The sequence below is a fragment of the Pseudooceanicola nanhaiensis genome, assembly GCF_020171315.1.
Taxonomy (GTDB): Bacteria; Pseudomonadota; Alphaproteobacteria; order Rhodobacterales; family Rhodobacteraceae; genus Pseudooceanicola; species Pseudooceanicola nanhaiensis_A.
In genome coordinates, this window is sequence record NZ_JAIUZP010000006.1 from 1 (window position 1) to 14,201 (window position 14,201).

Sequence of the window (14,201 nt, forward strand, 5' to 3'; positions counted from 1 at the left end):
CGTAGGTCCCGTCCTGAGCGTTGTCGTTGAAGAGATCGGCCCCGTTGTTGAGGTAGATCACGTCCCGACCGTTGTCGCCCCAGACGGTGTCATTGCCGCCGCCGCCCTTGATGGTGTCGGCATTGGCGCCGCCATGGAGTTCGTCATCGCCAGTCCCCCCGACGATGGAATCCGCACCGTCGCCGCCGTCGACCGTGTCGTGGCCCTTGCCGGCGTCGATCGTGTCATCGCCAGCGCCGCCGTCGATCGTGTCATGGCCCGACATACCCAGCAGCGTATCCGCGCCGTCTGCGCCGAAGAGCGTGTCGTCCTCGATCGAGGCCTGCAGCAGGTTGTCGGAGGCATTGCCGACCATCGTGACGGATGAGCCGACCCAGGACATGATGTTCTCGATCTCCGACCAGAGGCTCTGGAAGGCGCCGCCATTGTAGGAATAGCCCTTGTCCACATCGAGAATCCGCAGGGGCCCGCTCGTGACGCTCAGCCCGTTTGTCCAGAGATCCATGGTGTCGTTGCCTGCGCCGCCGACGATCGTGCTGCTGCCGATGTAACGGACCTGGAGGACGTCATCGCCGTCGCCCCCGTCTAACGAGTCGCCGGAAGCCCCCCCGATCAGCGTGTCGTTGCCCGCGCCGCCGACTAAGGTATCCGCATTGTTCCCGTACCCACCGTCGATCAAGTCGTTGCCCGCGCCGCCGACGAGGCTATCCGCACCGAACCCGCCGTTGATCGAGTCATCGCCGTCCAGACCCAGCAGGGTATCCGCGCCGTCTTCGCCGAGGAGCGTGTCGTTCCGGCTCGACCCCTGCAGGAGGTTGTCGGACGCGTTGCCGATCAACGTGACCGACGTGTTAGCGAAACTCAGGAGATTTTCGAGCCCCTCCCAATCGCCCTGGTAGGCGCCTCCGTCGAAGGAGTAGCCCAGGTCCAGGTTGATGATCCGGGCCGGGCTGTCGAGTATGCCCGCATACCCGAAGGCGACGAGGTCGACCGTGTCGCTGCCGTCCCCGCCGCTCAGCGTCGAGCTGCCGGTGCTATCGAGTTGGAACAGGTCATCCCCGCCGCCGCCGCTGTACTCGACGCCATGGCCGGACCCGACCAGGGTGTCATTGCCGTCCCCCCCGGTCAGAGTATCGCTTCCACCCTTGCTGGTGATCGAGTCGTCGCCCGCGCCGCCCAGCAGGAGTTCAGTGCCCGTGCCGCCAATCAGCACGTCATCGCCACGCATCCCGCTGATCACGTCGCTGCTTGCGTTCCCGACGATGGTATCGTCGCCGTCACCGCCATAGATCTCGGTGAAACCGCTCAGCGTCACCGCCACGCCGTCGATCGTGCCGCTGCCGGTGGACATGTCGATGTCCGATCCCGTGGTCAGCGCCGCGGTGTTCAGCGTGCCAGTGCTCCCGTAGAGCGGGCTGAGCGCCGTGGAATGCCCGAAATTGCCCGCGTAGTCGGAGAATTCCTCGGTGATGATATTGCGGTCATTCGAGGCATCCGTGTCGTAGGAGCTGTCATCCCCCCAGACGAAGACCTGAAGGTCAGTGATAACCCAATTGTCGGCAATCGCATCGTCGGTCAGGGTGATCGTCCAGCTTCCACTGGCCTCTTCGCCCCAGAAGGCATTGGTCGACCAGGTGTAGGTGTCGTTGGTGATATCCGCTGAAGTGCCGTAGTTCTCCTTGATCAGGTCGATCGTGGTGCCCGTGGGCGAAGTCAGCTCCAGGTTCATGTCGCCGAGCCAGGTGTGCGAGTAACTCAGCTGCACCTCGATCGTTTCCACCAGCATGTCGCCCGGCGTGAAGGTATAGCTCGTCGAGGTGCCTGCCAGCGACACCGTCGAGTTGATCAGATCGGTCGTGAAGAGCGCGTCATTGGCACTGGTCTGCGCGGTCCCGCCCCAGGTTTCGGCCAGTCGCACCGCGGCATGGGCGTCAATCAGGCCAAAGCCGTAGTCCTGGGAGAAATGCAACCCGCCACCGTTCCAGCCCTCGGCGCCATTGAAGAACCAGGGGTTTGCTTCCGCCGCCGCGACACCTCCGCCGACCTCCGTGCCCACGTGGCGGGCGGAATAGGCGAGGATGTCCTGCACGTCGCGCCATCCGAGATCGGGGTTGGCCTCGAGCATCAGGGCCACGACCCCGCTGACCATCGGGGTTGCCGCCGATGTGCCGTTGAAGTCGAAGACATAGTCGCTGTCGGTGCTGGAGTTATAACCCTCGGCGCCCCTGCGGTCGGTGGTAACGATCTCGCCCGCGGTTCCGAAGGCCGAAACGAAGAGGTTTGCGCCCTCTGTCGAATAGCTCGAGACGTAGCCGTCCTGGTTCACCGCCGCGACGGAGATCGAGTATCGCGACGCGTTCCATTCCGACCCGTTGGCGTCAAGGCCATCGGCGCGGCCGTTACCGGCAGCCTTTACGAAGATCGTCCCAAGCCCATCACGCCCGTTCTCCGCACCGTATTCGAAGGCCGAGACCACCTGATCAGGAAGCGAGGCGGTCGGGACGAGCAGGCTGTAGAAATTCCCAAAGACCTGCGTACCGTTAGACATGTTGACGATGTCGGCCGTCCGGTCGATCCCAAGCAATAGCACTTCACCGCTCGCAACCTGCACCGCGTCGAGAAGGTTGGTGAGGAACGCGTCATAGGGCCCCGACGTCGCACCGGATGACTCCACCCGAAAACCGAAAATCGTCGCATCATAGGCCACGCCCACCGTACCGACGTCGTTTCGCTCCGCGGCGATGATCCCGGCGACAGCGGTTCCGTGGTTCTCTCCGTCCACGCCGTCCGGAAAGCTGTCATCGTCGGCGAAGTCCCAGTCCTTCGTTGTGCTGTAGTTGTCGTTCAGATCCGCGTGGGCCCGATCGACGGCATCATCGATGATCGCCACATCGACACCCGCGCCGGTGTAGGTCTGCCCCTCGCTGTCCCAGACCTCGGTCACGTTCAGGTCGAACAGGGCGGCATTGGAATTCTGCAGGTACCACTGCTGGGCAAAGAGGTGATCGCTCGGCAATGCCATGTTGAACGAGATGGGCCCGTCACCTGCGGTGGGGAGCATCTCGGCGACGCGCCCGATGGGGGCCGCCGCAAGCGAGAAGTCCACCCCAGCGGGCCGGGCCGGCTGGGAGGTCTGGTCGGAGAGCGGCGCGAAGGCAGGCGCGTCGGGCGAGACCCGGTTCGACAGGCTGTCGCGAAGCGTCAAGGCCGCGGACTGCGTGGCCTCGCGCAGCGTGAGGGCGTCCCGGTCCGAGGTTGCAAACATCGCCAGCGCCTGTGCGCGGGCGTCGCCGGTCCCGGCGTCGGACGCGGTGGTCCTGACCGAGACGGCGGGCGCCGCTTCGGGGCCTGCGTCCTCAACGGGGCGCGCGCTGTTCGCGGTGGCCGCGTCCGGCCCCGTGCCCTTATCCGCCTCAAGATCGGTTTCGAAGGTCAGCGCCGGGGTTTCCTCGACGGGCACCTTATCCACGAAGAGGAATTGCGTTTCCTCGGTGGCGGATTGGTCTGCGGTCGAGGGGATGTCTTGCTCAGTCGAATTGCTCATAAATCAGAAGCCCAAAAAATGCCTGACGTACCCGGAAAAATCCAATCACCCGAAAAATAATCCGCCTGAAATGGAGCGGGGGCCTATTGGCAGGAAAACCGTTGCCCGGCGATATAGCCAATCAAAACGATCAATTTAAAGCAACCTAGAGCAATTTTAGGCAATCATGCAAGCTTCGGTTGAAATTAAACCCTCGTCGCCCAGCTGTCCTTGGGGCATCCGATAGCGACACAAGGCGATTTTCGAAGGTGCCGGTGGAGCGCGCGAGGGCAGGCGGGGCAGGCGGCCCGTCCCCCCAGCGGCCATCTCTTGCCCAGCCAGGACGCCCGTTTCGCGCGCCTCCGCCTGTGTCGCTGCCCCTGCGGCAGGGGGCTGGTCAGCGGAGGGCGCGGCTGGCACTCTGCGCGCAGACGAAGGAGGAGCTGCCATGCCATTCGATCCCTCTGCCCTCGGGCTGAGCCTGCCGGTGATCCAGGCCCCCATGGCCGGTGTCACGACGCCGGAGCTGGCCGCGGCCGTCAGCAACGCCGGGGCGCTCGGCTCCCTCGGTCTGGGCGGCGGCGACGTGGAGGCCGCCCGGCGGCAGCTGCGCGCGACCCGGGCCCTGACCGACGGGCCGGTGAACGCGAACTTCTTCTGCCACCAGCCGCCGCGCCGCGACGTGGCCCGCGACACCGCCTGGATCGCGCGCCTCGCGCCGCTGCTGGCGCGGTTCGGGGCCGCGGCACCGGAACAGATGGCCAGCCCCTACATCCCGTTTCAGGACCAGCCCGGCATGGTCGAGATGCTGCTGGAAGAACGGCCCGCCGTGGTCTCCTTCCATTTCGGCCTGCCGCCCGCCGATCAGGTCGCGGCGCTGAAATCCGCCGGGATCACGCTCATCGCCTCCGCGACCTCGGTGCCCGAGGCGCGGATCATGGCCGAAGGCGGCATGGATGGCATTGTCGCGCAGGGCTGGGAGGCCGGTGGGCATCGCGGCATCCTCGACCCGGATGGGCCCGATCCGCGCAAACCCTGCCTGACCCTCGTGGCCGAGATCGCGCAGGCCCTGCCGCTGCCGGTGATCGCGGCCGGAGGGCTGATGGATGCCGCGGACATTCGCGCGGCCCTTGACGCAGGGGCCACGGCGGCCCAGCTGGGCACGGCCTTCCTGCTGTGCCCCGAGAGCGCCAGCGACGCGGCCTACCGCGCCGCACTGGCGCAGGCGCGCCCCGGCAGCACCCGGATGCAGCGGGCGATTTCCGGACGGCCCGCCCGGTCGCTGGAGACGGCCTTCACCCGCTTTACCGCCGGGGTCGATCCGGCGGACGTGCCGTCCTATCCGCTGGCCTACGACATCTTCAAACAGCTCACCGCCGCTGCGAAATCCCACGATGCGACGGGCTATGCCGCGCAATGGGCCGGCAGCAACGCGCACCGCGCCACGGCGCGGCCGGCGGCGCAGCTGATCGCGGAGTGGAGCGCGGCGCTGGAACAGGTGGAGGCCGGGCAGGGGGCCTGACCGGGCCTATCTGAACGGGCCTAGCGGCGGGCGGTCAGCCGCACTGCCAGCCGCGCCATGACCGGCCCCAGCAGGATCACCACGAAAAGCCGCATGACCTGAAGCGTCATCACGAAGGACAGGTCCGCGCCCTCGCTGTAGGTGATCGCCGCCACGGCGTCGATCGAGCCGGGCACGGCAGAGAGCACCCCGCTGAGCAGGTCCGTCCCCGCCAGCCGCCCGATCGCAGCCCCGAAGGCGCCCCCCGTCATGACGAGCGCGAGCGCAGAGAGGATGATCACCGGCAAGGCCCGGCCCGCGCGGCGCATCAACTCCATGTCGAAGCGCAGCCCCACGGAGGAGCCGATGACGAAATAGGCCAGGATCAGAACGGGATGCGGGATCTGCGGCGGATAGCCCGCCAGCTTGCAGGCCGCGCCCAGAACCATCGGCACCAGCATCGGCCCGGCAGGGATGCGTCCCAGATAGCGGCCCACGTAGGGCGCCATCGCCATCAGCGCAAAGGCCAGTGCGACGAGGAGGAGGTCCATCTCCTCGGGCGCGGTGACTGTCGGCGCGGCGGTGTCGTGTCGCCCCGTGAATCCAAGGACCCAAGACAGCGCGGCCACGCAGAGGATCACGACCATGATCCGCAGAACCTGGATGATCGCGACGAGCCGCGCATCGAGCCCGCGCGCATCGCTCATCGCGATGACTGCGCCCGCCATGCCCGGCAGGAAGCCCCAGATCGCGGCCTCTCGATCGATCTTGCCGATGCGCCCCGCGACGACACCCGCGACCATGGCAGACACCATCGTCGCGGCCAGCACCACGACCGCCGCAGGCCAGATTGACACGAGGTTGCCGAGGGTCTCTGGCCGGATGTTGCCCGCGATCAGCACGCCCGTCGCGCCCTGAGCCAGAGCGCGCAGAGGCCCCTTGAAGCTGATCGTGGCGCCGCCAAGCCCCATGACGACGGCAAAGACCATCGGCCCCAGCAGCAGCGCCGCGGGCACACCCGCGCGACTCAGAAGCGTCGTGGTGACAGCTGCGGTGCCAATGAGGAGCGCCCATTGCGCCCATTTGGGCCAGCCGGAGATCCAGCCCGATGCGCTCATGCGCAACACGCAGGACGCGCGACGTGCACCACGGTACAGGCGGCAGGAAGGATCAGGGCGGGCAGGGGCATCGGAGGGCCGTCGTCTAGGCGCAGGGACAGTGCAGCCCGCCTGCACCCTTACAGCGCAAAGGTCAATTGACCGGCGGAGAAACCCCACGTTTTCAATCCAGTCGCGGCCGGTTGCGCGGCATTTCCCGGCAGTCATCGCGCAAGGAGCGCAGACAAAAGCGGTGCCGATCCGTCGACCGACACCGCCGCTGAGAGCGACCCACCCCTCGATTTGGGGATGAGAGAAGGTGGATCGAATGTCGGCCGAAGGCGGACCAATACGCCCCCGACCGACGAATTTCCAATCAAAGGGCCCAGCTATCTCTGGGTTTTGACCGGGATGTCCCATGGCATCAAAGCCACCACTCACGGAACACGGTCAGAATGTCACTCCTGACCCGGATCCGAAAGTAAGGTAAACCTTACCCACCGGTCAAATATTTCCGCAAAGCGCTGGAAAAGCGGGGTTTCGCTTCCACTTACGCGGGAAATCCTCGACAAAATTGCGTGGATTGTCCGACGCGCGCCGGTCTCAGGCCTCGAGCACGAACATCTGGTTCAGGAAGGCCGCCTTGAGCACCGCCTGGGCCGTGGTTTCCACGTTCAGCGTCTCCCGCGCGAGGCGCAGGTGCTTCTCGACCGTGGCGGAGGTCAGACCCATGAGCAGCGCGATATCCTGCGTGGTCTTGCCGTCGCCAACCCATTGCAGCGCCTCCCGCTGGCGCTTGGTCAGCTCGCGCGCGGTGCCGGTATAGGGCAGGGTCAGGATCTTGAGATGCGCCACGTTGTTCATGATGACAATGTCGCGGCCATGCTCGGTCCAGACCGCGTCGGCCTCATCCTGCGTCATGTCCTCGCGTGCGGTCAGCGCGATGGCGCCCTTGGTCCGCGGCGAGATCGACTTGAAGCTGATCGAGTAGCCCGCCTTGACGCCCATGGAGCGGTTGAATTCGATGACCTTCTTCTCGCTGTCGGTCAGCGTGCCGGACATCATCATCTCTGCCAGGATACGCCAGGAGCACGCACCTTCGTTCTCAAGCGCCCAGCGAACCATCGGTGCGTGGAAGTAGAGACCCTGGCCAAGGAACCCATCGGTGTAAGCCGCCTTGTGGTTCGTCAGGATGACGAAATCCTCGGGATCGCCGAGCGAGGTCGTGGTGCGGTAGCGGGTGAAGCCATAGAGCAACCGGTCGAAACCGTAGCCCGTCATCTTCTCGGTGTGCAGCGTCCAGAGCTCTTCGATCGACCGCGCGTTCGTCAGCCGCTCGAGATAATCTCTCCGATCCTTCATCTGCCTGCCTCCGCAACATGGGCGAGACGTTCTGATGCCGCTGACGGATGTAACAAGCACTGCATCGAAAATTCCTCGCGAGAAATCTTCTATCGCGGGCGGATCGGCCTTGTCGAGACGCGAGGTCACATTCCCGATACAGGTTTCCCAAGGGGGCCGGTTCGCTGCAGCGGCGCAGTCATATCGCGTCGTGATCCCAGTAGAGCGTACCGCAGAGGCACCCGGACCACATCCGATATTTACATAATACCGATTATACGTACTTCGTTTGAACCACTGCGGGGCGTGGTCCTGCCGCCGCTCGTTCGCATTCTGGCCCGGCGTGACCATCGTCCGCCGGGCCGGTCCGATCAGAGAATGCGTTTCTCCTCAAGCACATCTGGCAGGTCGTTTTCATAGAGAACCACGTCCTGCGCCCCCAGAGAGAGCCCCCGAACATAGGCCTGCGCCTCGTTCAGCGTCGCCTTGGTGACGATCTCTGCGCGCTGACCTTCTGCCGCACGCTGGAAAGTTGGAATGCGATATGGGTTCACGATGACAACGAGATCGCAGGCTTCGCCGCTCAGTTTGCCCAACCGTTCGTGCACAACCGAGTGTTGATCGCCCAGTTCCGCGACGCCGGGCGTCACCAGAATGGCCTTGCCACCCTGTTCATCGGCGACATTCCGCAGAACCGAGACCGCGTTGCCGAAGCCGGTTTCGTTGGAATTGTAGGCATCGTCAAGAATCAGCGGCCCCGCAAGCGCAGCCTTCTTCTGCAGCCGATGCGGGATCTGCGAGACCTCCGGCGTGGCAAGCGGCAGACGCGCGACGGCCTCGGGATCGACCAGCGCCACCATGGCCACGGCAAGCGCCGCGTTCATGATGTTGTGCGCCCCCAGAAGCGGCAGATCGAAGGTCAGCTCGGGCTGCCCGTCCTGAGCGTTGAAGCGCAGCGTGATCCGCCAGAGCGCGCCCACGAGGACGGCCTCGACGATCTGGACGTCCGAGGTCTCGCTTTCCCCCACGACGGTGAACTTGCCCGGATGCGCCTCGCGCAGCTTGGCGAAGGGCTCCAGCGCCGCCACCGCCTCGGTCACCACCACGCCCTTGCCATGGGCACAGACATGGGCCGCCAGCTCGGACTTGGCCTTGGCGGTGTTCTCGAGGCTGCCGAAGCGCTCTGCATGGGCGTGGCCGACGGCGGTGATGATGCCATACTCGGGATGCGCGAAATCACACAGCCGCTTGATCGAGCCGATGCCATAGGCACCCATCTCGGCGATGAAGTAGCGATGGCTGAACTGAAGCCGCTGGCGGATGTGCCGGGTCAGCCCCAGCACCGTGTTGATCGAGCCGCGGCTGTAGAAGACCGGGCCCGAAACCTCCAGCAATTCCGCGAGGATATGCTTCACCGTCGTCTTCCCGAAGGAGCCGGTGATCCCGATGGTCACCGGCTGCATCCGCGCCAGCTTGGCCGTCGCCTCGTCGATGAAGCCCTGGTTGATCTTCTGCTGCATCGGCGCCAGCACGAGGTTCGCCAGCACCAGCGCCAGCGGCAGCATCTGGATCACCACGAGCGCCCACCACGGCGAGCACAGGACCGAGAGCGCGGCCACCCCGGCAAGACCCCGGGCCAGCCAAAGGATGCGGCGTGCGCGTTCGGTCATCGCCAGCGGTTTCTTGAAACGGTACGTCCCCTCGCGCCAGGCGATCAGCGCGATGAGCGCCGCGGCCAGCAGGATGCCCGCGATGGGCGCCCATGTGCCGATCAGCAGCAGGCTGGCCACGATCGCGAGCGAGGCGCGGATGTCATAGAGGCGGACGCTCAGGATCGCGTCGGGGAAACGGGTGGCGTCGTATTCCTCCTGCTGGAAATAGGCCAGCAGCGTACGGCTGCGTGTCCAGAGCAGGTAGAGGAACCCGGCAAGGAAGACGATCTTGGAGAGGAGGATGAGGACGCTCATTGTGCCGCTCCCTGCCCGCCTTGCGGCGCCATTTGACCGGTCTCCCGCAGCATGTCCTTCACGATGGCCGCCATCTGGTGGCGCCCGCGGAACAGGACCGAGATATGATCGAGCCCCGGCACGACGGTCAGGCTGGCGCCCGGGATCAGCCGCTGCATCCGCGCGCCAAGCTCCGGCGGCGTCTCGCTGTCTTCGGCCCCGAAGACCATTGCCGTGGGCGTGGTGATCCGGCCGATGTCGAGGCTCTGATCCTCGTTCACCGTGTTCAGGAAGATGTCGCGCAGGCCGGTTTCACGGCTGTGCACATAGTCGATGCTGCCGTATTTCTTTTCCAGTTCAATCACTTCCGCTTCGTCCTTTGCGCGCTTCCTGAGGAAGCGGAACTTCGCCCCGCGCAGGTCGCCGCGCAGCTTCTGCCATTCGCTGCGCCGCCGCGGCACGCCCGCCGGGGCGACCAGAACGAGGCCGGTCAGCGCCCGCCCGTGGTGCACGCCAAGGCGCAGGCCGATCCGTCCGCCAAGGCTGTGACCGACCCAGAGGAACGGCCGCCCGAGACGCTGCTGCATCTCCTCGGCGACGAAATCGGCATAATCGGCGGTGCCCCAGCTGGCCTCGGGGCGCGGGCTGGCGCCGAAGCCCGGCAGGTCCAGCAGGTGACAGCGTGCCACGGGGGCAAGGCTCTCGGCGGCGAGGATGAAATCCGCATGGGTCCGGTCCCAGCCATGGGCCATGACCACGTCCGGCAACCCGGCGTCTCCGATCGTCGTAGAATGCATCTGCATGGCTTCGCCTGTGCCCTCTTTCTCGCCCGTGTGGCAGCCTGGCCCCGCACGCGGAAACCCGCGCGGGCCACAGCGCCTTGGGGCCCGTGCCTGTCACCCCGCCATATCATGTATGGTCCGGCAGCCTCAATTGCGCTAGAAGCAAAAAAGGCCGGACAGGCCGCCGCTTGCCCATCGCCGCGCCCCGCGCGGTCCGGGCCCGTGGCGCCACGGGACCGGCAGGAACGACCCAGAAGAAGCCAGAGCAGGCGCAGCATGGACCAGAAATTCCGCATCGCCGTGATCTTCGGCGGCCCCAGCCCCGAACACGACGTCAGCGTGATCAGCGCGCAGCAGCTGATGGATGCCGTGGACACCCGGAAATACGAGGTGATCCCCGTGCACCTGGGCTTTGACACCGTGTTCCGCACCGGGGCCTCCCTGCGCGATGTGCGCCGCTACCGGCCGCTGCCGCCGGGCCTGCGCGAGGTGACCTTCGCCTGGGGCGACGCCGGGCCCGAGATGCGCGGCACCGGCGGTCAGCCGCCGATCCGCTTCGACTGCGCCCTGCCCGTCTTCCACGGCTTTGGCGAGGATGGCCGCATCCAGGGTCACTTCGAACTGCTGGGCATTCCGGTCACCGGCTTCTCGGCTACCCATTCCGGGGTCGCCATGCGCAAGGACCTGACCAAGACCGTCGTGGCCGCCGCCGGGGTGAACGTGGTGGATCAGGTCGTGGTGCGGCGCGGGGCCGAGGGGGCCAGCGACTGGCACGCCGAGGTGCTCGCCTCCTTCGGTCTGCCCGCGATCGTGAAGCCCGCCTCGCTCGGCTCCTCCATCGGCGTGGGCCTTGCCAAGACGCCCGAGGAGCTGACCCATCTGACGGCCTCCGTCCTGCGGCAGGACACGGTCGCGGTGATCGAACCGCAGGTGCAGAACCTGCAGGAATACAACGTTGCCGTGGCCAAGGTCGGCGGCGAGCTCATCTGCTCCGCCATCGAGCGGCCCAAGAGCGGTGAGGAACTGCTCGACTACAAGACGAAGTACCTCTCCTCCAACGGCGGCGCCAAGGGCGCGCTGCCCTCGGAAGGGATGCTCTCGCTCACCCGCGACATCAACCCCGAGATGCCGCCCGAGATGGAGGCCAAGGTCCTCGATCAGGCCAAGGCGGTCTTCACCGCGCTCGGCGCGCGCGGCGCGCCCCGTCTCGATTTCATGTGCGACAGCAAGACCGGCGAGATCTGGTTCAACGAGATCAACCCGATCCCCGGCTCCTACGGCTTCTTCCTCTGGGAGGCCTCGCGCCGCAACCACCTGCTGTTCCCGGAACTGGTCGACCACCTCGTGCAGGAGGCGCTCGGCGCCGCGCCCAAACCCTTCGACGATCCCGTCCCGCAAGACGCCTACCTGCTCCCGCGCTGAGCTTTCATCTTTACCGAAATACTCACCTGCCCCCGGCGCCGCACACGCCCCGGGGGTTGGTTGCCACGACCTTGCACAGCGCCCTCGGCCCCGAAGGCGACCTGTCGGGCAGCGCCCCCAAAATCCTTCGAAGAATTTTGCCAAGAATTTTCGAAAATTCTTGGGCGCGCCGCTCACTGGCAGCGCGCCCTCCGAACGGTCAACCGACCCAACCGCCCTGCCCGGAAAATTCGAATTTTCCGGACCGTTTTCTGAAAAGAAAACGGGCAGAGCCGCGCCCTGCCCGTTCCCCTGATCTGTACCGAAACCCTTGAGGTCAGCCGAGCGCGTAGCCCGCGCCGCGCACCGTGCGCAGCGGATCGGCGCCTCCGAACTGGCACAGCGCCTTGCGCAGGCGGCCGATGTGCACGTCCACGGTGCGGGTGTCGACATAGATGTCGCGGCCCCAGACCCGGTCCAGCAGCTGCTCACGCGACCAGACCCGGCCCGGCTTCTCCATGAAGGTGGAGAGCAGGCGGAACTCGGTCGGGCCCAGCTTCAGCTGGTTGTCCGCGCGGGTCACCCGGTGGGTGTCGGCGTCGAGCACGATATCCTCGAACTCCAGCCGTTCACCGACCGAGGCAGGCCGCGTCCGGCGCAGCTGCGCACGCACCCGCGCCATCAGCTCGATCACCGAATAGGGTTTCACCACGTAGTCGTCGGCACCCGTTTCGAGGCCGCGCACGCGGTCCACCTCTTCCGACCGGGCCGAGAGCATGATGATCGGCACGCCGCGGGTGTCGGACCGCATCTTGAGTTGGCGGCAGACCTCGATCCCCGAAACATTGGGCAGCATCCAGTCGAGGACGATCACGTCGGGCGCGCCTTCCTCCACCAGCAGCAGGGCCTCTTCGCCGTTCTCGGCGCGCTGCACCCGGAAGCCCTCGGCCTCCAGGTTGTAGGACAGGACCTCGCGCTGCGCGGCCTCGTCCTCGACCACCAGAACTGTCGGCTGGTCACTCATCGTCAGGCGTCCTTGCTTTTTTCCACGTAGGAGCCTTCGGGCGCCACGCCGAGGTCCGTGGAGGTCTTGTCTTGTTTCGGCCGCTTCTCATCGGGCGTCTCGCCGGTGACGAGGTAGACCACCTGCTCCGCGATCGAGGTCGCGTGGTCGCCCATGCGCTCGTTGTTCTTGGCGATGAAATGCAGGTGCATGCAGGCCGTGATGTTGCGCGGGTCTTCCATCATGAAGGTCAGGAATTCGCGGAACAGCGCGTTGTACATCTGGTCGATTTCCAGATCGCGCTGGATCACGTCCTCGGCGAGCGCCACGTCGCGGCGGATGTAGGCATCCAGCGCATCCTGCAGCTGACGCTCCACTTCGCGGGCCATGCGGCGCAGCGAGGAATGCGAGCCCGGGATCGGCGACATCTGCACCAGCACGCCGGTCCGCTTGGCCATGTTCTTGGCGTAGTCGCCGATGCGTTCGAGGTTCGCGGAGATCTTCATCACCGAGAGCACGACGCGCAGGTCGCTGGCGGTCGGCGCGCGCAGCGCGATCAGCCGGGCGGCGTCCTCGTTGATCATCTCTTCCAGCTCGTCGATCGCCGCGTCGCCCTTGCGGACCTTGTCGGCCAGTTCCTCGTCGCGCGCGTCCAGCGATTGCGAGGCGTCGAGGATGGCGGCCTCCACGAGGCCGCCCATCTTCATGATCTTCGCCTGGATCGCTTCGAGGTCGCGGTCGAAGGCGCTGGCGATATGTTGCTTTTGCTCAGTCATGTTGGTCTCCCAGAACCCGGATCAGCCGATCCGGCCGGTGATGTAGCTCTCGGTGCGCGGGTCCTTCGGATTGGTGAAGATCTGCGAGGTCTCGCCGAATTCGACGAGGTTGCCGAGGTGGAAGAAGGCGGTCTTCTGGCTGACCCGCGCGGCCTGCTGCATCGAGTGGGTCACGATGACGACCGAGTAGCTTTCGCGCAGTTCGTCGATCAGCTCCTCGACCTGGCCGGTGGCGATCGGGTCGAGTGCGGAACAGGGTTCGTCCATCAGCAGGACCTCCGGTTCCGTCGCCACGGCGCGGGCGATGCACAGACGCTGCTGCTGACCGCCCGAAAGCCCGGTGCCCGGGGAATGAAGACGGTCCTTCACCTCGTTCCAGATCGCGCCCCGGCGCAGCGACTTCTCGACGATCTCGTCGAGGTCGGCCTTGGTCTTGGCCAGCCCGTGGATGCGGGGGCCGTAGGCGATGTTGTCGTAGATCGACTTGGGGAACGGGTTCGGCTTCTGGAACACCATGCCGACCTTGGCGCGCAGCTGCACGGGGTCGACGCGCTTGTCATAGATGTTCTCACCATCCAGCAGGATCTCGCCCTCGACCCGGCAGATGTCGATCGTGTCGTTCATCCGGTTGAGGGTCCGCAGGAAGGTGGATTTGCCGCAGCCCGACGGGCCGATGAAGGCGGTGACGGTCTTGTCCTCGATCTGGACATCCACATCCTTGATGGCGTGGGTGTCCCCGTAGAAGACCTGAACCTTGTTGGCGGCGATTTTGATGGCGTGCTTCACGGTGGAGTCGCTTTTCGGAGAATCGTACATTGTCATGTCCCTATC

The 14,201-nt window shown here is 65.7% G+C and carries 10 protein-coding genes; 2 read left to right on the plus strand and 8 right to left on the minus strand.

Features of this window, described 5'->3' with window-relative positions:
* Window positions 1-3,544, minus strand: a 3,544-nt coding sequence (locus tag LCM32_RS10085; protein ID WP_224820943.1) for a S8 family serine peptidase, incomplete at its 3' end; no start/stop codon positions are given.
* Between the two features lie 427 nt (window positions 3,545-3,971).
* On the opposite strand from LCM32_RS10085, the gene LCM32_RS10090 reads away from it, so the two are divergent.
* The gene (locus tag LCM32_RS10090) at window positions 3,972-5,045 is read left to right on the plus strand and encodes an NAD(P)H-dependent flavin oxidoreductase (RefSeq protein ID WP_224820944.1); all 1,074 of its coding nucleotides are present in this window, start codon (window positions 3,972-3,974) and stop codon (window positions 5,043-5,045) included.
* 20 nt (window positions 5,046-5,065) lie between these two features.
* Here LCM32_RS10090 and LCM32_RS10095 read toward each other — a convergent pair whose 3' ends face one another.
* The 4 genes from LCM32_RS10095 to LCM32_RS10110 all read right to left on the minus strand — a co-directional run bounded on the left by LCM32_RS10095 (window position 5,066) and on the right by LCM32_RS10110 (window position 10,211).
* The gene (locus tag LCM32_RS10095) at window positions 5,066-6,142 is read right to left on the minus strand and encodes an AbrB family transcriptional regulator (protein ID WP_224820945.1); all 1,077 of its coding nucleotides are present in this window, start codon (window positions 6,140-6,142) and stop codon (window positions 5,066-5,068) included.
* A 582-nt stretch (window positions 6,143-6,724) separates the two neighbouring features.
* On the minus strand, window positions 6,725-7,483 hold the full coding sequence (locus LCM32_RS10100; RefSeq protein ID WP_224820946.1) for a helix-turn-helix transcriptional regulator: 759 nt from the start codon (window positions 7,481-7,483) through the stop codon (window positions 6,725-6,727).
* 350 nt (window positions 7,484-7,833) lie between these two features.
* Window positions 7,834-9,429: a Mur ligase family protein gene (locus LCM32_RS10105; protein WP_224820947.1), complete on the minus strand. Its 1,596-nt coding sequence runs from the start codon at window positions 9,427-9,429 to the stop codon at window positions 7,834-7,836.
* Complete coding sequence (locus LCM32_RS10110; protein WP_224820948.1) at window positions 9,426-10,211, minus strand: alpha/beta fold hydrolase; 786 nt, start codon at window positions 10,209-10,211, stop codon at window positions 9,426-9,428. The genes LCM32_RS10105 and LCM32_RS10110 overlap by 4 nt, the downstream gene beginning before the upstream one ends.
* A gap of 255 nt (window positions 10,212-10,466) precedes the next feature.
* On the opposite strand from LCM32_RS10110, the gene LCM32_RS10115 reads away from it, so the two are divergent.
* Window positions 10,467-11,612 (plus strand): hypothetical protein, encoded by a 1,146-nt coding sequence (locus tag LCM32_RS10115; protein WP_224820949.1) that lies wholly within the window; start codon window positions 10,467-10,469, stop codon window positions 11,610-11,612.
* A gap of 316 nt (window positions 11,613-11,928) precedes the next feature.
* Here LCM32_RS10115 and phoB read toward each other — a convergent pair whose 3' ends face one another.
* Genes phoB through pstB form a run of 3 tightly spaced genes read right to left on the minus strand, consistent with a single transcriptional unit; the run spans window position 11,929 to window position 14,186 of the window.
* Window positions 11,929-12,615, minus strand: a complete 687-nt coding sequence (phoB, locus tag LCM32_RS10120; RefSeq protein WP_224820950.1) for a phosphate regulon transcriptional regulator PhoB — start codon at window positions 12,613-12,615, stop codon at window positions 11,929-11,931.
* A gap of 2 nt (window positions 12,616-12,617) precedes the next feature.
* Window positions 12,618-13,370, minus strand: a complete 753-nt coding sequence (gene phoU / locus LCM32_RS10125; protein ID WP_224820951.1) for a phosphate signaling complex protein PhoU — start codon at window positions 13,368-13,370, stop codon at window positions 12,618-12,620.
* Window positions 13,371-13,391: 21 nt separating this feature from the next.
* Window positions 13,392-14,186, minus strand: a complete 795-nt coding sequence (pstB, locus tag LCM32_RS10130) for a phosphate ABC transporter ATP-binding protein PstB (protein ID WP_224820952.1) — start codon at window positions 14,184-14,186, stop codon at window positions 13,392-13,394.
* Between the last annotated feature and the right edge of the window lie 15 nt (window positions 14,187-14,201).